At 72.0% G+C, this 19,594-nt stretch carries 26 protein-coding genes and 1 tRNA gene; 11 read left to right on the top strand and 16 right to left on the bottom strand.

The window, feature by feature from the left end:
- Window positions 1-62: 62 nt before the first annotated feature.
- The 3 genes from orn to BM288_RS11375 form a co-directional block, all read right to left on the bottom strand.
- The gene (gene orn, locus BM288_RS11365) at window positions 63-647 is read right to left on the bottom strand and encodes an oligoribonuclease (RefSeq protein ID WP_092919092.1); all 585 of its coding nucleotides are present in this window, start codon (window positions 645-647) and stop codon (window positions 63-65) included.
- Between the two features lie 71 nt (window positions 648-718).
- Window positions 719-1,360, bottom strand: a complete 642-nt coding sequence (locus BM288_RS11370) for an HAD family hydrolase (RefSeq protein WP_177220366.1) — start codon at window positions 1,358-1,360, stop codon at window positions 719-721.
- 120 nt (window positions 1,361-1,480) lie between these two features.
- Window positions 1,481-1,553, bottom strand: a tRNA-Arg gene (locus tag BM288_RS11375).
- A 60-nt stretch (window positions 1,554-1,613) separates the two neighbouring features.
- On the opposite strand from BM288_RS11375, the gene BM288_RS11380 reads away from it, so the two are divergent.
- Together BM288_RS11380 and BM288_RS11385 are read left to right on the top strand one after the other, a co-directional pair.
- On the top strand, window positions 1,614-2,288 hold the full coding sequence (locus tag BM288_RS11380) for a DedA family protein (RefSeq protein ID WP_318255513.1): 675 nt from the start codon (window positions 1,614-1,616) through the stop codon (window positions 2,286-2,288).
- A 97-nt stretch (window positions 2,289-2,385) separates the two neighbouring features.
- Window positions 2,386-2,946 carry a YceI family protein gene (locus tag BM288_RS11385; protein ID WP_092918876.1) on the top strand — a complete coding sequence of 187 codons (561 nt, stop codon included), beginning with the start codon at window positions 2,386-2,388 and terminating at the stop codon, window positions 2,944-2,946.
- Between the two features lie 87 nt (window positions 2,947-3,033).
- Here the strand turns inward: BM288_RS11385 and BM288_RS11390 are convergent, their stop codons facing one another.
- On the bottom strand, window positions 3,034-3,276 hold the full coding sequence (locus BM288_RS11390) for a hypothetical protein (protein ID WP_092918878.1): 243 nt from the start codon (window positions 3,274-3,276) through the stop codon (window positions 3,034-3,036).
- A gap of 82 nt (window positions 3,277-3,358) precedes the next feature.
- On the opposite strand from BM288_RS11390, the gene msrA reads away from it, so the two are divergent.
- The 6 genes from msrA to BM288_RS11420 all read left to right on the top strand — a co-directional run bounded on the left by msrA (window position 3,359) and on the right by BM288_RS11420 (window position 8,673).
- Window positions 3,359-3,883: a peptide-methionine (S)-S-oxide reductase MsrA gene (gene msrA, locus BM288_RS11395; protein ID WP_092918880.1), complete on the top strand. Its 525-nt coding sequence runs from the start codon at window positions 3,359-3,361 to the stop codon at window positions 3,881-3,883.
- Window positions 3,884-3,945: 62 nt separating this feature from the next.
- Entirely contained in the window at window positions 3,946-4,425 is a 480-nt protein-coding gene (locus tag BM288_RS11400) for a single-stranded DNA-binding protein (RefSeq protein WP_092918882.1), read from the top strand.
- 37 nt (window positions 4,426-4,462) lie between these two features.
- A complete protein-coding gene (locus BM288_RS11405; RefSeq protein WP_092918884.1) occupies window positions 4,463-4,927 on the top strand; it encodes a DUF6993 domain-containing protein in 465 nt (154 codons plus the stop codon).
- A 4-nt stretch (window positions 4,928-4,931) separates the two neighbouring features.
- Window positions 4,932-6,614 (top strand): energy-dependent translational throttle protein EttA, encoded by a 1,683-nt coding sequence (ettA, locus tag BM288_RS11410; RefSeq protein ID WP_092918886.1) that lies wholly within the window; start codon window positions 4,932-4,934, stop codon window positions 6,612-6,614.
- Window positions 6,614-7,099, top strand: coding sequence for an acyl-CoA thioesterase (locus BM288_RS11415; protein ID WP_092918888.1), 486 nt, complete (start codon window positions 6,614-6,616; stop codon window positions 7,097-7,099). Before ettA ends, BM288_RS11415 begins: the two co-directional genes overlap by 1 nt.
- A 44-nt stretch (window positions 7,100-7,143) precedes the next feature.
- A complete protein-coding gene (locus BM288_RS11420) occupies window positions 7,144-8,673 on the top strand; it encodes a CoA-acylating methylmalonate-semialdehyde dehydrogenase (RefSeq protein ID WP_092918890.1) in 1,530 nt (509 codons plus the stop codon).
- Window positions 8,674-8,802: 129 nt separating this feature from the next.
- On the opposite strand, the gene BM288_RS11425 is transcribed toward BM288_RS11420, so the two are convergent.
- Window positions 8,803-9,378 (bottom strand): GNAT family N-acetyltransferase, encoded by a 576-nt coding sequence (locus BM288_RS11425; RefSeq protein WP_092918892.1) that lies wholly within the window; start codon window positions 9,376-9,378, stop codon window positions 8,803-8,805.
- Window positions 9,375-10,286, bottom strand: coding sequence for an acyl-CoA thioesterase (locus BM288_RS11430; protein WP_092918894.1), 912 nt, complete (start codon window positions 10,284-10,286; stop codon window positions 9,375-9,377). Before BM288_RS11430 ends, BM288_RS11425 begins: the two co-directional genes overlap by 4 nt.
- 56 nt (window positions 10,287-10,342) lie before the next feature.
- Between BM288_RS11430 and BM288_RS11435 the strand changes: the two genes are divergently transcribed.
- Window positions 10,343-10,957, top strand: a complete 615-nt coding sequence (locus tag BM288_RS11435; protein WP_092918896.1) for a DUF8185 domain-containing protein — start codon at window positions 10,343-10,345, stop codon at window positions 10,955-10,957.
- On the opposite strand, the gene BM288_RS11440 is transcribed toward BM288_RS11435, so the two are convergent.
- From BM288_RS11440 to BM288_RS11460, 5 genes are all read right to left on the bottom strand, one after another.
- A complete protein-coding gene (locus tag BM288_RS11440; RefSeq protein ID WP_092918898.1) occupies window positions 10,954-11,613 on the bottom strand; it encodes an HAAS signaling domain-containing protein in 660 nt (219 codons plus the stop codon). The genes BM288_RS11435 and BM288_RS11440 overlap by 4 nt on opposite strands.
- Window positions 11,610-11,972 carry a PadR family transcriptional regulator gene (locus BM288_RS11445; protein ID WP_318255514.1) on the bottom strand — a complete coding sequence of 121 codons (363 nt, stop codon included), beginning with the start codon at window positions 11,970-11,972 and terminating at the stop codon, window positions 11,610-11,612. The genes BM288_RS11440 and BM288_RS11445 overlap by 4 nt, the downstream gene beginning before the upstream one ends.
- A gap of 51 nt (window positions 11,973-12,023) precedes the next feature.
- Window positions 12,024-12,440 (bottom strand): NUDIX domain-containing protein, encoded by a 417-nt coding sequence (locus BM288_RS11450; RefSeq protein WP_092918955.1) that lies wholly within the window; start codon window positions 12,438-12,440, stop codon window positions 12,024-12,026.
- Between the two features lie 9 nt (window positions 12,441-12,449).
- Window positions 12,450-13,487, bottom strand: coding sequence for an App1 family protein (locus BM288_RS11455; protein WP_092918957.1), 1,038 nt, complete (start codon window positions 13,485-13,487; stop codon window positions 12,450-12,452).
- A gap of 62 nt (window positions 13,488-13,549) precedes the next feature.
- Complete coding sequence (locus BM288_RS11460) at window positions 13,550-14,245, bottom strand: SOS response-associated peptidase (RefSeq protein ID WP_092918959.1); 696 nt, start codon at window positions 14,243-14,245, stop codon at window positions 13,550-13,552.
- Window positions 14,246-14,293: 48 nt separating this feature from the next.
- On the opposite strand from BM288_RS11460, the gene BM288_RS11465 reads away from it, so the two are divergent.
- Window positions 14,294-14,932 (top strand): TetR/AcrR family transcriptional regulator, encoded by a 639-nt coding sequence (locus BM288_RS11465; protein ID WP_177220367.1) that lies wholly within the window; start codon window positions 14,294-14,296, stop codon window positions 14,930-14,932.
- 9 nt (window positions 14,933-14,941) lie between these two features.
- On the opposite strand, the gene BM288_RS11470 is transcribed toward BM288_RS11465, so the two are convergent.
- Together BM288_RS11470 and BM288_RS11475 are read right to left on the bottom strand one after the other, a co-directional pair.
- Window positions 14,942-15,601: a DedA family protein gene (locus BM288_RS11470; RefSeq protein WP_092919094.1), complete on the bottom strand. Its 660-nt coding sequence runs from the start codon at window positions 15,599-15,601 to the stop codon at window positions 14,942-14,944.
- Window positions 15,601-16,377 (bottom strand): aminotransferase class IV, encoded by a 777-nt coding sequence (locus BM288_RS11475; protein WP_143103099.1) that lies wholly within the window; start codon window positions 16,375-16,377, stop codon window positions 15,601-15,603. The genes BM288_RS11470 and BM288_RS11475 overlap by 1 nt, the downstream gene beginning before the upstream one ends.
- A 12-nt stretch (window positions 16,378-16,389) precedes the next feature.
- On the opposite strand from BM288_RS11475, the gene BM288_RS11480 reads away from it, so the two are divergent.
- Window positions 16,390-17,691: an anthranilate synthase component I family protein gene (locus BM288_RS11480; RefSeq protein WP_092918963.1), complete on the top strand. Its 1,302-nt coding sequence runs from the start codon at window positions 16,390-16,392 to the stop codon at window positions 17,689-17,691.
- A gap of 11 nt (window positions 17,692-17,702) precedes the next feature.
- Here the strand turns inward: BM288_RS11480 and BM288_RS11485 are convergent, their stop codons facing one another.
- From BM288_RS11485 to BM288_RS11495, 3 genes are all read right to left on the bottom strand, one after another.
- Window positions 17,703-18,086, bottom strand: a complete 384-nt coding sequence (locus tag BM288_RS11485; protein ID WP_092918965.1) for an ArsR/SmtB family transcription factor — start codon at window positions 18,084-18,086, stop codon at window positions 17,703-17,705.
- On the bottom strand, window positions 18,083-19,009 hold the full coding sequence (locus BM288_RS11490) for an SRPBCC domain-containing protein (protein ID WP_092918967.1): 927 nt from the start codon (window positions 19,007-19,009) through the stop codon (window positions 18,083-18,085). Before BM288_RS11490 ends, BM288_RS11485 begins: the two co-directional genes overlap by 4 nt.
- 98 nt (window positions 19,010-19,107) lie before the next feature.
- Window positions 19,108-19,578, bottom strand: a complete 471-nt coding sequence (locus BM288_RS11495; RefSeq protein WP_092918969.1) for an SRPBCC domain-containing protein — start codon at window positions 19,576-19,578, stop codon at window positions 19,108-19,110.
- Window positions 19,579-19,594 lie beyond the last annotated feature (16 nt).

Here is a 19,594-nt window from a genome sequence, read left to right on the forward strand (position 1 = left end):
GCGCGCAAGGCGCGACTAGGAAAGTGTACGACATCCAGCACCCGAATGCCGCATCGGCGGCCTCAGGTCGGCAGATGCTCGCCGAAGCCCTGCACTGCCTGCTCCGAGATCTGCTGCAGCTCCTCGCTCGAGCGACCGGGCGCATCCGTGAACACCGCCGCGCGGTAGTACCGCAGCTCGCGGATCGATTCGAGGATGTCGGCGAGCGCGCGATGGCCGCCGGCCTTCTCGGGGCTCTTGAAGTAGGCGCGCGGGAACCAGCGGCGCGAGAGCTCCTTGATGCTCGAGACGTCGATCGACCGGTAGTGCAGGAAGCCGTCGAGCGCCGGCATGTAGCGGGCCAGGAACATCCGGTCGGTGCCGATCGTGTTGCCGCCCACCGGCGCGGTGCGCTCCAGCGGCACGAAGCGCTGCACGTACTCGAGCACCTGCAGCTCGGCGTCGGCGAGGCTCACGCCGTTCGGCAGCTCGAGGTCGAGGCCGCTCGTCGCGTGCATCTGCCGCACGAAGTCGTTCATCTGCGCAAGCGCCGCGTCGGAGGGCTTGATCACCACCTGCAGGCCGGGGTCGAGCACCTCGAGCTCGAAGTCGGTGACGACGACCGCGATCTCCACGAGCTCATCGACCTGAGGGTCGAGGCCCGTCATCTCGCAGTCGATCCAGACGATCCGATCAGCAGCAGCCACGGCTCGAGTCTATGCGGGCGCTCCGCGGTCGCTCAGGCCAGCTGGGCGAAGAGCTGGTCGATGTCGACATCGGCCAGGGTGCCGAGCGTGCGCTCCGCGGGCACCGGCGACTCGGGCAGCTGCGTGGTGAGGAACCACAGGCGCGCGCCGGCCGCCACCGCCGATCGCGCACCCGAGGACGAATCCTCGAAGGCGATGCAGGCGGATGCGTCGGCCCCGAGCCGCGCGATCGCCGTCGCGTAGGGGTCCGGGTCGGGCTTGGACCGCGCGACGTCGTCGGCGGTGACGGCGAACCGCAGGGCACCGGCGGGCGCGGCGTCCAGGAGCGCTGCGGCATTCTCGCGCGTGGCATTGGTGATCAGCGCGGCCGGGATGCCGGCGGCCGCGACGCGATCGAGCAGCGCGAGGCTGCCCGGCAGCCACGGCACGTCCTCTCGCACGCCGTCGGCGACGGCGCTCGCGATGGTGGCGATGATCGCCGGCCGCTCCAGCGCCACGCCGCGCTCGCGCATCCGCTCCGCCCACTCGACCATCGGGCGCCCCGTGGTCCAGTGCGCGTCCGCGGTCGTCCACTCGATGCGGTGCTCGCGCGCGAACGCGCGCATCTGCTCGTGCCACATCGACTCGGAGTCGATGAGCGTGCCGTCCATGTCGAGCAGAAGTGCGCCGGTCATGCGCTCAGCCTGCCAGGTCGGCGAGCCGGCATCGCGCGCCGAGACCATCGGCGTCGGCACGCGCGGCAGCCGGCAGGCTGCGACGCGACCAGCCGCGCCTCCTCCGCGCAGTCGAGGAGGCGCCCCCGGCAGGAGTCGAACCTGCGACCAAGAGATTAGAAGGCTCCTGCTCTATCCGCTGAGCTACGGGGGCATGCTGCGGTGCGCATCGATTCTACCGAGTTGCCCAGCGCGACGACCGTAGGCTGTTCTGGTGCTCGCATCCATCACACAGACCGCTGCCGACTCCGAAGGCCTCACCGGCGTCGCAGGCTGGGCCGTCGGCCTGATGGACGCGATCGGGGCGCCGGGCGCCGCCGTGGCGATCGCCGCAGAGAACCTGTTCCCGCCGATCCCGAGCGAGATCATCCTCCCGCTGGCCGGCTTCTCGGCCGCGCAGGGATCGTTCAGCATCGCCGAGGCGATCATCTGGACCACGATCGGGTCGGTCGTCGGTGCGCTGGTGCTCTACCTGCTCGGTCGCTGGCTCGGCCACGACCGGCTCTCGCGCATCGCCGCGAAGATGCCGCTGGTGCGAGCGAGCGACATCGACAAGACCACCGCCTGGTTCGCGAAGCACGGCTGGAAGACGGTGCTGTTCGGCCGCTTCCTGCCCATCTTCCGCAGCCTCATCTCCATCCCGGCAGGCATCGAGAAGATGCCGGTGCTGCTGTTCCTGGGGCTGACGGCGCTGGGCTCGGCGATCTGGAACACGATCTTCATCATGATCGGCGTGACGCTGGGCATGAACTACCACGTGATCGAGCCCTACATGGAGTGGCTCCAGTGGTTCGTGATCGGCGCGGTGGTGCTCGTGCTGGTCATCTGGGCGACGCGGCGGATGCTGCAGAACAAGGCAGAGGGCAAGCACCTGTTCCACGGCGAGTGAGCTCCGCAGAATCTTCTCGGCGGATCGGGAATGCCACGGGGCACCGCCCCGTTATTCAATTCTGAACGACTTCCGCATACCGAAAGGCATCGCTCCCATGCTGCAGAACATCCCCGGCTACCAGCCCGGCACCTTCGTCATCGACGGCTCGCACTCCAACGTCACCTTCTCGGTGCGCCACATGATGGTCGCCAAGGTGCGCGGTGAGATCGAGGGCCTCGAGGGCACCATCGTGCTCGGCGAGAATCCCGAGGAGTCGTCGATCACGGCGACGATCGACCCGAGGACGATCAACACCAAGAACGCCGATCGCGACGCGCACCTGCGGTCGAACGACTTCTTCGCCATCGAGGAGAACCCGGAGTGGACGTTCGTCTCCACCGGCGCGCACGTCGAGGGCGACGACCTCTACATCGACGGCGACCTGCAGCTGCGCGGCGTCACCAAGCCCGTCTCGCTGCTGGTCGAGTTCGGCGGCATCGGCCCGGACACCTGGGGCAACACCCGCGCCGGCGCGTCGGCCCGCACGCGCATCAAGCGCACCGACTTCGGCATCAGCTGGAACGTCGCGATCGAGACCGGCGGCGTCATGCTGTCCGACGACGTCGACGTGGAGATCGAGATCTCGGCCATCAAGCAGGTTCCTGCAACGGTCTGATCCGCCTGCGAAGCGGGGCCCGGGCACCAGCCTCGGCCCCGCTTCGTCGTCGGCGGGCGCAGCCGCATCCGCTCGTGCCGGGAAGGCTCAGGGGCCGGTGAAGCACGCGAGCGCGTCCTCCAGTGCCCAGCCGCGGCCGATGGGCAGCATGGTGGTGCCACCCGGCAGCAGCCGGCGGGCCTCGTAGGCAGCGCCGTCGACCCTGGCGATGTAGCCGAGGGCGAGACCGGATGCGCTGCTGACGCGCCAGAGGTCGTCGCGCACGCGCCGGGTCGCGACGTGCGGGGCGTGCGGCGCCCTGCTGCGCTGGGTGCCGGTCATGATCGCCATGGGTGCTCCTCTCGGTCGTCTGCGACGCTACGACGGGCCGCCGACATGCGGTGCGCACGGCGACGCGGGATAGTCTCGGAGCATGCAGGAGATGGTGCTCGCCGGTGGTTGCTTCTGGTGCTTGGATGCCGCGTACCGCGTCGTCGACGGCGTGGAGGAGGTCGTCTCCGGCTACACCGGCGGCACGGCGGTGGACCCGAGCTACGAGCTCGTCTGCACCGGCTCGACCGGGCACGCCGAGGCGGTGAAGGTCATCTACGACGAGACCCGGGTGCCGACCGAGGTGGTGCTCGACATGTTCTTCACCATGCACGACCCACGGCAGCTGAACCGCCAGGGCAACGACATCGGCACGCAGTACCGCTCGGCGATGTTCTACCGCGATGCGGCCGAGCAGGAGCGCTTCGCCCGCGCGATCGACCGCGCGGGCGAGTGGTGGCCGGGGGAGCTGGTGACCGCCCTCGAGCCGCTGGGCGCGTTCTACCCTGCCGAGGAGCATCACCAGGACTTCTTCGCGAAGAACCCCACCCAGGGGTACTGCCTCGCGGTCGCCGCGCCCAAGGTGAACAAGATCCGTGCGGGCTTCGCCGACTACCTGCGCGTCTGAGTTGTCCACAGCCCGCTCGCGCGATCCGGCGGCCGGCGCGCGATGGGAGCATCCTCCGTGGCATGAATGATGCAATCACTGTCGTCGGGTCGCTCGGAGCTGACCCGATCCTGAAGTCCGTCAACGGCGACCGCGTCGCCGAGTTCCGTCTGGCCTGCACGTCCCGCCGCAAGGAGGGGGAGGAGTGGGTGGACGGCCACACCAACTGGTATTCCATCGAGGCCTGGGGCAGGTTCGCCGAGCACGTGGCAGCGTCGCTGCGCAAGGGCGACATCGTGGTCCTGCTTGGCAAGCTCAAGATCGATCAGTGGGAGTCCGGTGACAAGCGCGGCACGAGCGTGAAGATCCGCGCCGAGCACGTCGGCCACTCGCTGCGAGTCGGTCCGTCGACCAAGGAGCGGCGCACGGCACCGCCCCAGGACCAGGACGATCCCGGCTACCCGCAGGAGCGGCAGCATGACCTCGCGCTCGCTGGTGCCGGCCATTCCGTCGGGCAGTCGTCGTGGACCGATCCGGCGGCCTCGATCCACGACGCGGCATAGGCTGAAGGCGTCCCTGTCCAGGAGCGAAGGAGGGCGTGTGCGTCCGTTCGCAGCACTCGCCCTGCTCGCGTCGCTCGTGCTCGCAGGCTGCTCGTCCGCACCGCTGACGCGCGGGCCTGGCACCGAGCCGACGACAGGGACGCCCGCAGCCTCGGCCGCGCCGAGAGGCACGGAGGCGCCGACCACGGACGCGCCCGCGCCGGAGGAGCCGGAGGCGGACGCCGAGCTGGACGCGTTCCGCGCGGCGATCGCCGGTGGGACGCACGCAGACCCCGGCGCGCTGGTGGCCGCCGTCGAGGCCGCGGGCTTCGATCGCTCGGCGATCGAGCGCACCCGCGAGATCGACTCGCTCGGGGCTCCCGTCACGTTCCTGGAGATCGCGGTCCGCGTCGAGGACGGCTGTCTGGTCGGCCAGGTCGGCGCCGGCGAGCCGCTCGCGCTGCGCACCGCTGCGCTCGGCGGCGGCGGGTGTCTGGTGGGTGACGTCATCCGCCTAGACTGAGGGCATGGCCGAGTACATTTTTTCGATGGTCCGCGCCCGCAAGACGGTGGGCGACAAGGTGATCCTCGACGACGTCACCACTGCAGTCCTCCCCGGCGCCAAGATCGGCGTCGTCGGGCCCAACGGTGCTGGCAAGTCGACGATCCTCAAGATCATCGCCGGGCTCGACACCCCGTCGAACGGCGAGGCGAAGCTCAGCCCCGGATACTCCGTCGGCATCCTCATGCAGGAGCCGGAGCTCGACGAGACCAAGACGGTGCTCGAGAACGTGCAGGGCGCGTTCGGTCACCTGACGGCGAAGATCGAGCGCTTCAACGAGATCTCCGCCGAGATGGCGAACCCCGATGCCGACTTCGACGCGCTGATGGCGGAGATGGGCACGCTGCAGGAGGAGATCGACGCCGCCGACGCGTGGGACCTCGACTCGCAGCTCGAGCAGGCCATGGACGCGCTGCGCTGCCCGCCAGGCGACTGGCCGGTCACCAACCTCTCCGGTGGTGAGCGCCGCCGCGTCGCCCTGTGCAAGCTGCTGCTCGAGAAGCCCGACCTGCTGCTGCTCGACGAGCCCACCAACCACCTCGACGCCGAGAGCGTGCTCTGGCTCGAGCAGCACCTCGCCAAGTACCCCGGCGCCGTCATGGCCGTGACGCACGACCGCTACTTCCTCGACCACGTCGCCGGCTGGATCTGCGAGGTCGACCGCGGCCGTCTCTACCCCTACGAGGGCAACTACTCGACCTACCTCGAGAAGAAGGCAGAGCGGCTCCAGATCCAGGGCAAGAAGGACCAGAAGCTCGCCAAGCGGCTCTCGGAGGAGCTGGACTGGGTCCGCTCGAACGCGAAGGGCCGACAGGCGAAGTCGAAGTCCCGCCTGGCCCGCTACGAGGAGATGGCAGCGGAGGCCGAGCGCACCAGGAAGCTCGATTTCGAGGAGATCCAGATCCCGCCGGGCCCGCGGCTGGGCTCGATCGTGCTGGAGGCCAAGGGCATCCAGAAGGGCTTCGACGGGCGCACGCTCATCGACGGCCTCTCGTTCACCTTGCCGCGCAACGGCATCGTCGGGGTGATCGGCCCGAACGGCGTCGGCAAGACCACGCTGTTCAAGACCATCGTCGGCCTCGAGCCGCTCGATGGCGGCGACCTGAAGATCGGTGAGACGGTCAAGCTCAGCTACGTCGACCAGAGCCGCTCGAACATCGACCCGAACAAGAACCTGTGGGAGGTCGTCTCCGACGGCCTCGACTTCATCCAGGTCGGCAACGTCGAGATCCCCTCGCGCGCCTACGTCAGCCAGTTCGGCTTCAAGGGCCCCGACCAGCAGAAGCGCGCCGGCATCCTCTCCGGCGGTGAGCGCAATCGCCTCAACCTCGCGCTGACGCTGAAGGAGGGCGGCAACCTGCTGCTGCTCGACGAGCCCACCAACGACCTCGACATCGAGACGCTCGGCAGCCTCGAGAACGCGCTGCTCGAGTTCCCCGGCTGCGCCGTCGTCATCACGCACGACCGCTGGTTCCTCGACCGCATCGCGACGCACATCCTCGCCTACGAGGGCACCGACGAGGACCCGGCCCAGTGGTACTGGTTCGAGGGCAACTTCGAGTCCTACGAGCAGAACAAGATCGAGCGGCTCGGGCCGGATGCGGCGAAGCCGCACCGCTCCGCGTACCGCAAGCTCACGAGGGACTGATGCGCCTGCCCGTGCCCGTCCGCATCCGCTGGTCGGATCTGGACGCGTACGGGCACGTCAACAACGCCGCGCTGCTGACGCTGCTCGAGGAGGCCCGTGTCACGGCGTTCTGGGCGGGCGGGCCCGAGGGCTCGCCGACGACCGCGGTGATCGATGCGGGGCCCGGCGCGACGAGCCTCACCGTGATCGCGCGGCAGGAGGCCGAGTACCTCGCGCAGATCCCGCATCACCGGCAGCCGATCATCGTCGACATGTGGATCGGCCGCATGGCCGGCGCCTCGATGGACGTATGCTACGAGGTGCGCTCGCCCGACGCCGCCACGGTCTACGCCCGCGCGCAGACGACCGTCGTGATGCTGGATGCCGTCACCGGCGCGCCACGGCGCCTCACGGTCGCCGAGCTGGCGGCCTGGGAGCCGTACCTGGAACCGCCGATCGCCTTCCGGCGCGGTTCGACGGGCCCGGCGGAGGCCGGCGCTCGATAGGCTGGGGCGAGCAATGTCGCCACCCCGAAGTCTGGAGCGCCACCATGACCGACACCGTCGTCGAGACCACCGAGCAGTCCACCGAGCCGACCGCGATCCCGCACTGGATCTCGGGCGCTCGACGTGAAGGGAAGGGCCGCACCGCGCCGGTCTTCAACCCCGCCATCGGGCAGGTGGTCTCCGAGGTCGGGCTCGCCAGCGCCGATGAGGTGAGCGAGGCGATCGCGACCGCGACGGACGCCTTCCCGGCGTGGCGCGACCTGTCGATCGCGAAGCGCCAAGCGGTCATGTTCCGCTTCCGCGAGCTCATCGTGCAGCGCAAGGACGAGCTGGCGACCATCGTGACCCGCGAGCACGGCAAGGTCCACTCGGACGCGCTGGGCGAGATCGCCCGCGGCATCGAGGTGGCGGAGCTCGCGACCGCGTTCCCGCTGCTGACGAAGGGCGAGTACTCCGAGAACGCCTCGACCGGCGTCGACGTCTACTCGCTGCGCCAGCCGCTCGGCGTGGTCGGCATCATCAGCCCCTTCAACTTCCCGGCCATGATTCCGCTGTGGTTCGCGCCGGTCGCGCTCGCTGCCGGCAACGCGGTCATCATCAAGCCGAGCGAGAAGGACCCGTCGTCGGCGGTGTTCATCGCCGAGCTGTTCAAGGAGGCGGGACTGCCGGACGGCGTGCTCTCGGTCGTGCACGGCGACAAGGAGGCCGTCGACACGCTGCTGACGCACCCTGACGTCCAGGCCATCTCGTTCGTCGGCTCGACGCCCATCGCGGAGTACGTCTACGAGACCGGCTCGAAGCACGGCAAGCGGGTGCAGGCGCTCGGCGGTGCGAAGAACCACATGCTCGTGCTGCCGGACGCCGACCTCGACGTCACCGCGGACGCTGCAGTGAACGCCGGCTTCGGCTCGGCGGGGGAGCGCTGCATGGCCATCTCGGTCGTGGTGGCCGTCGACTCGATCGCCGATGAGCTGGCCGCCAAGATCAAGGAGAAGATGGCGGCCATCCGCACCGGCGACGGCACGCGCGACAACGACATGGGTCCGCTCATCACCGGGCAGCACCGCGACAAGGTGGCCGGCTACATCCAGACCGCTGCGGATGACGGGGCTGAGCTGATCGTCGACGGCCGCGACCCCGAGGTCGACGGCGACCCGAACGGTTTCTGGCTGAAGCCGACGCTGATCGACAAGGTGCCGACCGACTCGAGCGCCTACACGGAGGAGATCTTCGGCCCGGTGCTCTCCATCGTGCGCGTCGCCTCGTACGAGGAGGGGCTGGAGCTCATCAACAGCAACCCCTACGGCAACGGCACGGCGATCTTCACGAACGACGGCGGGGCGGCGCGTCGCTTCCAGAACGAGGTGCAGGTCGGCATGGTCGGCATCAACGTGCCGATCCCGGTGCCGGTCGGCTACCACTCCTTCGGCGGCTGGAAGCGCTCGATCTTCGGTCAGGGCAAGGCCTACGGCAAGCACGCGTTCGAGTTCTACACGCGCGAGAAGGTCGTCACCAGCCGCTGGCTCGACCCGAGCCACGGGGGCCTGAACCTGGGCTTCCCGCAGCACGACTGAACCGGTCGCGTCCGGCACCGCACGGCGCTCCGCCACTCGGCGGGGCGCCGTGCGCCGTTCCGGGCCGGCACGATGAGGCGGCGGCCGCAGCCGCGAGCAAGCGGCCCTCGCCGGTGCGGTCAGCGGGCGCTACCCGGTCCGGCGAGCTGCCAGGTACAGCGACGTGCCCAGCTCGCCGGTGGCCGGATTGACCTCGTCCTCGACGAAGCGGCCCTCGACCGCCATGCCGATGCGCTCGGCGACGCGACGGGAGGCGACGTTCTGCTCGTCGAGCTGTGCGCTGACCCGGTGGGCGCCGAGTGCGAAGGCGAGCTCGAGCGCGGCCTGCGCCGCCTCGGTCGCGACGCCCTTGCCCTGCGCCTCGGCCGCGACCGTCCAGCCCAGCTCCGCCTGACGGCTGGCGAGGCTCGTGATGCGCACCATCAGATCGCCGACGAGCCGTCCGTCCAGCTCGATGCCGAGTTGCATCGCGTCGCCGTCGCGCAGGAAGACGGGAGCATCACCCGCCGTCCAGGCCATCAGCTCGGCTTCGGTCTGATCGCGGTTGTACGTCCAGCGGCGCTGGCCGGGCGCGTTCCGGTAGGCGCGCACCGCGTCGAGGTCGTCGGGGCGCAGCGTGCGCAGCACGAGTCGGTCGGTGCGGATGGGGAGCGCCGCGCGGGCGACGCGCATCGCCTCCGCCGGCTCGATGGGGTCGACGGTCACGTCTGCTCCGCCCTCGGGGCGGGCACCGCATCCGCCGTCTCCTGTGGCACGCGCACCATGCCCTCCTGGGCGACCGTGGCCACGTGCGTGCCGTCGGCCGCGTAGATGTAGCCGTGGCCGAGCCCGCGCCCGCCGCCCGACGAGCTGGTCTCCAGCTCGAGCAGCAGCCACTCGTCGACGCGCGTGGGGCGGTGCCACCAGAGCGCGTGGTCGAGGCTCGCCGCCTTGAGCCCCGGCGTCGTCCAGGCGGCGCCGTGCATGCGCACGATCGGCTCGAGCATCGCGTAGTCCGACAGGTAGGCGAGCGCGGCGCGGTGGAGGGCGTCCTCGTCGGGCAGCCGGTGCTTCGCCCTGATCCAGACGTGCTGCTTGCCGTCGCGCCGCCGCGAGGGGTCTGGCAGGAAGATCGGGCCCTCCACGTGGCGGATGTCGAACGGCCGGGAGATCACCGCGCGCGCCTGCGGGTGCTCGGCGTAGGCGGCGAGCAGCTCGTCGGAGCTCGGCAGCTCGTCCGGGCGGGGCAGCCCCTGCGGCATCGCGTGCTGCGAGGAGGGGCCATCGTCGAGATCCTGGAAGGAGGAGATCATCGACATGATCGGCTGGCCGTGCTGGTAGGCCTGCACGCGCCGGGTCGAGAACGACCGGCCGTCATGGATGCGCTCGACGGCGAAGGTGATGGGCTGCTCGACGTCGCCGGGGCGCACGAAGTATCCGTGCACCGAATGGATGTGCCGGTCGTCAGCGACGGTGCGCTGCGCCGCGACCACTGCCTGTGCCATGACCTGACCGCCGAACACCCGGCCGTGAGGCATCGGATGGCTCTTGCCCGTGAAGATGTCCTCATCGGTGCGCGCGCCGGTGTCGGTCAGCGTCAGCGTCTCCAGCAGGATGCGGATGCTCTCGGTCATGCCGGTCCTCTCAGACTGTTGGGCCCAAGTCGGGGCCGCTCTAGTCTAGAGAGCGCATGCACGCCATCCTCTCCCTCGACGACCGCGCCCGCGCCGACCTCGTCCTGCTGCTCGATCGGGCGGCCGTGTTCGGCGACGGCACCGTGCGTCTGGCCGCCGACGGCGATGTCGCGCTGCTCACGACGCCCATGACCGCCTCGGCGGGTCTGCTCGACTCCGGCCCGACGGTGCTGGTCGCGCGGGCGGCGCGCATGCGCGAGCCCGCGCGCTTCGACGGCGTGGTGGCGCTGCCGGCGCTGCGGGAAGCGCTGAAGGAGGGTGCCGACATCGAGGTGCCGGATGCCGTGGGTCGCCCCGCGTGGGCCGCCGTCTCACCGCCGAGGGGCGGCTGGGTGCACCTCGGCGACGTCGACCCTGCGCGCGTGCGCGAGCTCGCGATGCAGGCGGCGTCGGACGTCGAGGCGGCGCTGCCTGCCTCGCCCGGCGAGCCCGTGCGGCGCCGGGCGGAGCGCGCCGTCTGGGCGCGCAGCGTCGACCCGAGCGGCCTCACCGCCGGCCAGGCGGCAGCGCTCGTCGCCATGCGCTTCCTGGGCGAGGCGCCCGTGCGGGTGACGGAGTCGGGTGGGTGGATGCGCGCCTCCGGCCGCGCGGGCGAGGTGCTGGCCCGCTAGATCCTGCCCCGCTGCACACCGGAGCGCTCCGGCCGGCGTGCGGTGAGCAGCAGAGCGATGCTGCCGCCGATCGCGAGCACGATCCCGGGGATCGCGATCAGCAGCGAGCGGCCGCGCCCGGTGAGCAGGACCAGCGCGCCGCTGAGGATCAGCAGGAGTGCCCCCGCGGCGATGGCCGCGATGGACAGGGTGCGGGCGATGCGACGCCTGGCCTGCGCGGTCGCGGGGTCGTCGTCGCCCGAGCGCAGCCGGCGCACGAGCAGCACCACCCCGGTGGCGGCCAGCACAGCGCCGGGAACCGCCAGCAGCAGGGTGCGGCCCCTGCCTGTCACCAGCATGAGGCTGCCGCCCCACAGCAGCATGAGCGCACCGACGACGATGGCCGCGGCCGCGAGCCACAGCATCGCGCTCGGCCGCCGGGGCGCGGGAGCCTGCTCGGCCGTCTCCGCGCCGGCCTCGGCGACCAGCTCGCGCGGGCTGCCGAGGCGCGCGAGCACGTCGTCGATCTCGGAGCCCTCGCCGGCCGCCTCGCCCAGGTGCTCGCTGATCTGGCCGAGCAGCTGCTGCCGGTCGGCCCGCGGCAGCCGGGCGGATTCGAGCCGGAGCTGCTCGAGGTAGTGCTGCGCTGCGGGCGGCAGCGCGGTCGCCTCGGTCATGGGTGCACCTCTCGTTGCTGATCGGAGTCATCGCCGGGAGTGAGGATCGAATCGACGGCGCGCGTGAATGCCGGCCAGTCGGTGCGGAAGGCGGCGAGCTCTGCGCGGCCCGTGCTCGTCAGGCGGTAGAAGCGGCGGGGACGGTCGCGCTCGTTCACGACCCATTCGCTCTCGACCGCGCCGGCGTCCTGCAGGCGCGTGAGCAGCGGGTAGACGGTGCCCTCGCTCGCGACCAAGTCGCGGGTGGAGAGCTCCCGGACGATCTCGAGGCCATAGCGCTCGCGCTCCTCGAGCAGCGCCAGCACGAGCGGGCCCAGCACGCCCTTGCGCAGCTGGGATGCTGCGGGTCCCGTCGCCATGCCAGGCACCATACCTTGCGGTGCAAAGTACGCGCAAGGCGTCGAGTGGCCTCAGCCGTCAGGCTGGTCGAGCAGCGAGCGGAGGCCGGAGGGAACCAGCTCGAGCGCAGGGTCGTCGAAGCGATCGGGCGTGAGCCACCACACCGGGTGCCCGGCATCCGTGGTCGGCGGCACCGACGCATCCGCCCCCATGGTCGCCGTGAGCACGTGCACCAGCTCGTGCCGCTCGCGACCGGCGAAGGCCACGCGGTGCTCGATGACGCGCAGCGGTGCGATGCCGGTGACGGCGAGGCCGAGCTCCTCCTGCAGCTCGCGGGCCACCGCATCCGCCGCCGTCTCGCCCGCGTCGAGACCGCCGCCCGGCGGGCGCACGAGCATACGGCCGCTGCCCGGCTCGACGGCGCTGGTGACCAGCAGGGCGCCGTCGGCGCGGCGGATCAGCGCGATCGCGATCGGGCGGGCGGGCACGGCTGCGCCTCAGAGCACGTGCAGCTCGGGGATGGCGCCGAGCTCGGAGGCGAGGCCGCCGCCGTTGGGCGACCACACCCACGGATGCATCGAGCGGGTATCCGAGTGCTTGCGGCCACCGGCGAGCACCGCCTCCTGCGTCGACAGCTCGCGGATCGCGACGGCCCGCACCGAGGCGGGGTGCGCGTTGGCGAACTCGCCGTAGATCTCCTCGTCGTGCTGGCCGTCGTCGCCGACCAGCAGCCAGCGGATGTGGGGGAACTCGCGCGCGAGCCGGCGCAGCTCGGCGCGCTTGTGATCCTTGCCGGAGCGGAAGAAGCGGTCGTGCGTCGGGCCCCAGTCGGTCAGCAGCATGCTGCCGGCGGGGTAGAGGTTGCGGGAGAGGAAGCGGGTGAGGGCGGGGGCCGCGTTCCAGGCGCCGGTGGAGAGGTAGATGAAGGGGCTGCTCGGGTGCTGCCTGGCGATGCGCTCGTAGAGCACGGCCATGCCCGGCACCGGCTGGCGGCCGTGCTCGTCGAGCACGAACGCGTTCCACGCGGCCAGCAGCGGCCGGGGGAGCGAGGTGACCATGACGGTGTCGTCGATGTCGCTGACGACGCCGAAGCGTGTCTCCGGGTCGACGACGAAGATCGGAGCGGCGACGGGGAGGGAGCCGGCGACCGAGAGAGTGACCTCCTGCCAGCCCGGCTCGAGCCGGAACGGCACGATCGCGTCGACGACGCCGCCGCGGTCGGCGACCACGACGTGGCGCTCGCCGCCGGCCTCGATCATCACGTCGATGTCGTTGAGGGCGAGCGAGGTGAAGGAGCGCCAGCCGCGCACGTTCTCGTAGTGCACGCTGCGCTCGGCACCGGGCTGCACCAGCAGCACGCGCGCGAGCACCCGCACCCAGCCGTCGCCGCCGTAGCCGGCGTAGGCGACGATCGCGGGCAGCCGGCCGGCGCGGAGGGCGTTGGCCTCGCGCTGCTCGTGGATCCAGTCCTCGATGCGGGCGGCGGTGTGCTTGATCGGCTCGGGGATGTGCGCGAGCGGATCGAGTTCCTCCATGCGTGACCTCCCGAGCCGTGAACGCCCCTCGACCCTACTGGCTGAGGGCTGCCCGGCCCGGACTACGCCGGGTTGATCGGTGCCATCAGCCCCGCGCCGGTCTCGCGCACGTTGCCCACGCGCCGGTCGACGACGTGCATCGTCAGGCTCTCGGCGGTCTCGGCGGCCTCGGCGACGACGGCCCCGAGCGCGGCCTCGCCGTCCTCGGTCGGGTCGAGCCAGGCGTCCCGCATCTCCGCCGAGACCACCACCGGCATCCGCTCGTGGATGCCGGCGAGCTCGCCGGCCGCCGCGGTGGTGAGGATGGTCGTGGAGAGGAGCCAGAAGCCGTCGGGCTGCTTCCACCACGCGTAGAGGCCGGCGAACGAGATCGGCGCCTCGCCGTGGATGTAGTGGGGCGTCTTCGTCTCGGCCTGCTTCTGCCACTCGTACCAGCCGTCCGCGGGCACCAGGGCGCGGCGCTCGCGGACGGCGTCGCGGAACATCGGCTTCTCGGCCGCCGTCTCCGCCCGCGCGTTGAAGGCGCGCACGCCGATCGAGGGGTCGTCTGCCCAGGCCGGCACCAGGCCCCAGCGCGCTGCCTCGAGGCGGCGGATGGGTGGGGTCTCGTCGCGCGGGCTGGGCTCGACCACGATGGGCACCGTGGTCGTCGGCGGAATGTTCCAGTTGGGCTCCGGCAGCCCATCGCCCGACTCGTCGATCTCGAACAGGGCGACCAGGTCGCTCGCGGGGGTGGCCATGACATAGCGTCCGCACATGCCGGAGATGCTCTCACTTTCGGAGCCCGGATGCGAGATGATGGCGCAATGGACGATCTCAGCGCCGGAGGACCTTCGATCACGGTGCGGCACGAGCCCGTGCAGGCGCGCGCCGCCCATCGCGTCGAAGCGCTGCTGGACGCCGCAGCGGCGGTCGTCGTCGAGCATGGCATCGAGCACCTGACCACGGCGCTGGTGGCAGAGCGCGCCGGCGCCTCCATCGGCACCGTCTACCGCTACTTCCCCGACCGCGTCGCCGTGCTGGTGGCGCTCGCGGAGCGCAACCTCGAGCGCATGCGGCTCGCGCTCGAGCGGGTGCTCGGCGCCGAGCACGCGAGCTGGGAGGAGGCGCTCGAAGCGATCGTCGCAGCGATGGTCGAGACCTTCCGCGAAGTGCCGTCCTTCCGCTCGCTGCGCACGGGCGAGGGGCTCGATCTCGGCCCGCAGAACCGGGAGCCGGTGGCGCCGCTGTTCGTCGCAGACATCGCCGGGTACCTCGGGGCGCGCTGGGGCGTGCAGGTCGCCGACGGCGAGCACGAGCACATCGAGCTGGCGATCGGCGGCCTCGACGCGCTCGTCACCTATGCGTTCCTGCACGACCCCGACGGCGACCCCCGCTACTTGACCATGGGGCGCGAGATCGCGCGCGAGCAGCTTGCACCGCTCTTCGCGGGCGCGGGCGCGTGAGGCCAGCCCTTAGTCGCGCTCGTGCTGCTCGTCGCTCATGTGGCGGGCCTCGAAGCGGGAGATGACGCGCTTCGCCACCCAGGCGAGCAGGATGAACGCCGCGATGACGGCGACGAAGATGAAGCCGGCGCCGTGCAGGCGATCGGCGAGCTCTCGGTAGGTGCCGGCGGCGAGCCAGCCGGCGGAGGCGTAGGCGCTCGCCCAGACGACGCAGGCGGGGATCGTCCAGGCGAGGAAGCGCCGGTACGGCATCGCCGAGGCGCCGACGATCAGGGGGACGAGCGAGTGCGCGATCGGCAGGAACCGGGAGAGGAAGATCGCCGGCCCGCCGCGACGCGCGAGGTAGCGCTCGGTGCGCTTCCACTGCGCCGAGGCGCGCGGCCACCGCCGGGCCAGCCAGCGGTCGATCTTCGGCCCCAGCCAGTGCCCGATGGCGAAGCCGATCGACTCGCCCGCCAGCGCGCCGAGCACCGCCGCGCCGATGAGCGCGAGCCACCACGGCCACTGCTCGACGGCGAGCGCGGCGACGATCACGATCGTGTCGCCTGGCACCACCAGGCCCAGCAGCACGCTGGTCTCGAGCAGCATCGCCAGCCCGGCGAGCAGCGTGCGCAGCAGCGGATCGATCGCGCCGACCGCCTCGAGGAAGTCGCCGATGACGTCGTCGATCACCGTCGGCTCACCGACGGTGCGGTGCGGAGGCCCTCGAGGCGCGATCGCCACGCGGCCGCACGGGTCGCCGGTGCCACAGCCGGCCCGTCGACCCAGCCGGTCACGGCGCGGATGCCGCGCAGCGCGTTGGCGAGCCAGACCTCGCAGCCCTCCAGGTCGCCGGGCGCGGCCCGCTCCTGACGCAGCTCGACGCCGTCGATGCGCGCCACCTCGGCGATCACCGCTGCCGTGACCGACGGCAGCCGCGCGACATCGGCGGCCGGCACGCACAGCACGCCGTCGCGCCACCACAGCACCGCCGATCGGGTGCTCTCGGCGATCAGGCCCGCGCTCAGCAGGATCGGCTCCACGTCGGCGCCCAGGCGCGCCGACTCCTCGGCCTGCAGCTCGCTCAGCGCAGTCAGGTCGGGCCCCTTCCGCAGCGGCAGCGTGCGCGGGTCGCGGGAGGCGGTCGCGACCGCGACGGTCGTCGTCGCCGGGGGAGCCGGGCGCACGCGCAGCCGGATGCCCTCGGGCGTCAGATCGAGTCGCGGCGACCAGCGGCCCTCCGCGGGCACCGCTCCCATGGCGTGCCTGGCCGCCGTGAGCGCGTCGAGCCGGTCGCCGCCCGCGTCGGCCACGGCATCCGCGAACCGCAGTCGGTGCCGCTCGAAGGCGAGCACTCGGCCGTCGTCGACCAGCCAGGAGTCCGCCGCGAGGGTGCTCGTGACGGGCGTGCCGGTGAGCGCGAATCGCGGGTGCGCCCACGCGCGCACAGCCCCGGTCCCGCTCATAGGATCGACCCTATGCCCGCGACCACTGCGCCGCTTCTGCCGCACCTCGGCGCGCGCTGGGCGCGCTCGGTGACGACGACGCCCGAGGCGGCGTTCGCGGCGCTCGAGGCGGCGGGCGGTGACGTCGTCTGGCTCGACTCCTCCTCGGCCGGCACGCATCTGCTCGGCACCGGCGCGCACGTGCTGGTCGTGCGTGAGGGGCGGGCGACGCTCGACGGCGAGCCGGTGGACGGCGACGCGGTCGCGGCGCTCGAGGCTGCGCGTGCCGCGCACCCGGGCGCGTGGGTCGGCTGGCTCGGCTACGAGGCGGGCGTGCGGATGCTCGGGGTCGACCCGGGCGCGGATCGCGCGGGGGCGGGCCGGTTCCCCGAGGCCGCCTGGCTGCTGCTCGACCGCTGGGTGGTGCTCGACGGGGCCGAGGCGCAGCTGCAGTCGCGCGACGGCCACCCGTGGGCGCTGCCGGTCGCGCCGGTGCGGCTGCCACCGATGTCGACGGTCGACGCGGCGCAGCTGCGCTGGCGCGACGACGACGCCGCCTACGCCGCGAAGGTGGAGCGCTGCCGCGAGCACATCCGTGAGGGAGACTCCTACGTGCTCTGCCTGACGACGGGCATCGAGGCGCCGCCGATCGATGCGATCGCGACCCACGCGCGGCTCCGCTCGGCCAGCCCGGTGCACCATGGAGGGCTGCTGCGCATCGCAGGCGTGACCGTCTCGAGCGCGAGCCCCGAGACGTTCCTGCGCGTCGAGGCCGGCGTCGCCACCACGCGCCCCATCAAGGGCACCCGCCGACGCGGGGCGGAGGACGACGCCGCGCTCGCCCTCGAGCTGTACGAGAGCGAGAAGGAGCGCGCGGAGAACGTCATGATCGTCGACCTGTGCCGCAACGACCTGCAGCGGGTGTGCGCGCCGGGCACCGTCGAGGTGACGAGCCTGCTGCGCGTCGAGACCTACCCGACGGTGCACCAGCTGGTCTCGACGGTGCGGGGCCGGCTGCTGCCGGGCTTCGGGCCGCTCGACGCGGTGCGGGCGCTGTTCCCGGCGGGCTCGATGACGGGCGCGCCCAAGCGCCGCACGGTCGAGCTGCTGCAGGCGCTGGAGGGCGAGCCGCGCGGGGTGTACGCCGGATGCTTCGGGCTGGTGGCGGGGGAGCGGTGCCAGCTGGCGATGGTCATCCGGAGCGTCGTCGCCGACGAGCACGGCACGCACATCGGTGTCGGCGGCGGCGTGACAGCGCTGTCGGAGCCGGCGTTCGAGGTGGAGGAGCTGCACGTGAAGGCGGCGGCACTGCTGGCGTCGCTCGTGCCCGCGTAGCGAGCGTCCGCTCAGCCGCCGTCCGGCGCGGGCTTCGCCTGCCCTGCCTGCGCCTGTCCTGCCTCGGCCCGGTGCGCCAGCCGCTCGAGCCGCTGCTCCCATCCGCGCCCGATCGCGTCCAGCCGATCGGCCAGCGCGCTCAGCCTCGCGCCGATCGCGCGGTGCCGTACCGAGCGGCCCTCCCGCACGGCGTCGACCAGGCCGGCCGCCTCGAGCACGGCGAGGTGCTTCGCGATCGCCTGGCGCGACACGGGCAGCTCGGTCGCGAGCTCGCTGGCCGAGCGCGGCCGGCTGCCGAGCAGCTCGAGGATGCGCCAGCGGGTGTCGTCGGCGAGCGCCGACAGCTGCGCGGTCGGCGCGATGCCGCCCGCCGGTCCCGCCGCAGCGCCCGTCATGCCGCCACCGCGAGCACGTGGCGCCGGAGGCCGTCGAGCACGATCTCCCAACCGCCGCCGTTGCCCTGCATGCGCTCGTCGCGCTCGGCCGCAGGAACCCGCATCCACCCCGACTCGACCACGGTGACGCGGGTGCCGCCGTGCTCGGTCGTCTCGAGGTCGAAGCGCACGTCGCAGGCCTCCGGCCCCGGCTCGGCCTCGCCGAAGGCGCCCCAGCGGAACGCGAAGGTCTCGGCCTCGCGCAGGATGCGGATCGCGACCGGCCAGCGCTGCCCCTCGTGCTCGAACGTGCCGGTGACGCCCTCGCGCATGCCGCCGGGGAATACCGCGGGATGGCCCCACCATGTCTCGATGGACGCGGGATCGGTGAGGTGCCGCCAGACGCGCTGCTTCGGCGCCGCGATGTCGAGCGTGCGCGTGATGGTGCCGGCTGCGGGGTCGACGATCGACGGCGTCCAGCGACGGGCGAGGAGCGCGACGAAGTCGTCGAGCTCCTCGGTCCAGCCCTGCCGGTTGTCCTCGAGCGCGGCACGGCCGGCGGCCTCGTCGCCGAGGTGCTCGAAGCCGGTCTCGACCACCGTCAGCCGCGTGAGGTCACCGTCGCGCTGGAGGCTGAAGGCCGCGAGCGTGCTGTTGTCCTCGCGGATCGGCTGACCGGGCGCGCCCCAGCGGAAGGCGAAGGCGTGCGGCGGCTCCCAGCGCTCCACGACCGCGGGGAAGTCGCCGTGCGCCTCCCAGCCGAAGCTGCCCTCAGCGCCCTCGCGCATGCCGCCGGGGAACTCGGCCCGCTGCCCGAACCACTCGGCGAGCTCGCGCGGGTCGGTCAGCGTCTCCCACACGACGTCGATCGGTGCGCGCACCTCGATCGTGCGGGTCACGCGCATCGCCGCCTCGTCGGTCGTCGCCGCTGACTCGTGGGCCATGGTCGCCTCCTGCTCGCCTGACTGCAACCGCCCGGTTGCACATGCAGGCTAGGTCGTGACCACGAATTGCGCAACCCTAGGGTTGCATGTTGGACGGATCAGCCGCCGAGCGACTCGGCCAGCTCCACCAGTTCGTCGAGCTCGACCGTCCAGCCCGCTGCGAGCGCGCGCAGCGCCTCCCGCTTGGTGGCGTCGTCGCCCTCCAGCGGGAACCCCGACTCGACCAGGTGCAGCTGGGCGCAGCCGTCGATCTCGCGCAGCGTCATCTCCACTCTCGAGGCGCGGTCCGAGAGGATGCCCTCGGCCCAGTCGAAGGAGAAGTGCGTCTCGGGCGTGACGTCGCGGATCCGGGCCGCGAGCACGACCTCGCCCGTCCACGCGAACCGGCCCAGCGCATCCGGCACCACCCCATCGGGGAACGCCGCGATGTCGCCGAGCCACTGCGCGAGCAGGTCGGGTTCGACCAGGCACCGCCACACCGTCGAGACCGGCGCATCGACGGACACGATGCGCGTCACGCGCGATGCGGGCACGTCGACGGTCGCGGGCGGGTTCTCGAACTCCGGCACAGACCACCTCCTCGAC

It is taken from the genome of Agrococcus baldri (genome assembly GCA_900114805.1).
GTDB classification, from domain to species: Bacteria; Actinomycetota; Actinomycetes; order Actinomycetales; family Microbacteriaceae; genus Agrococcus; species Agrococcus baldri.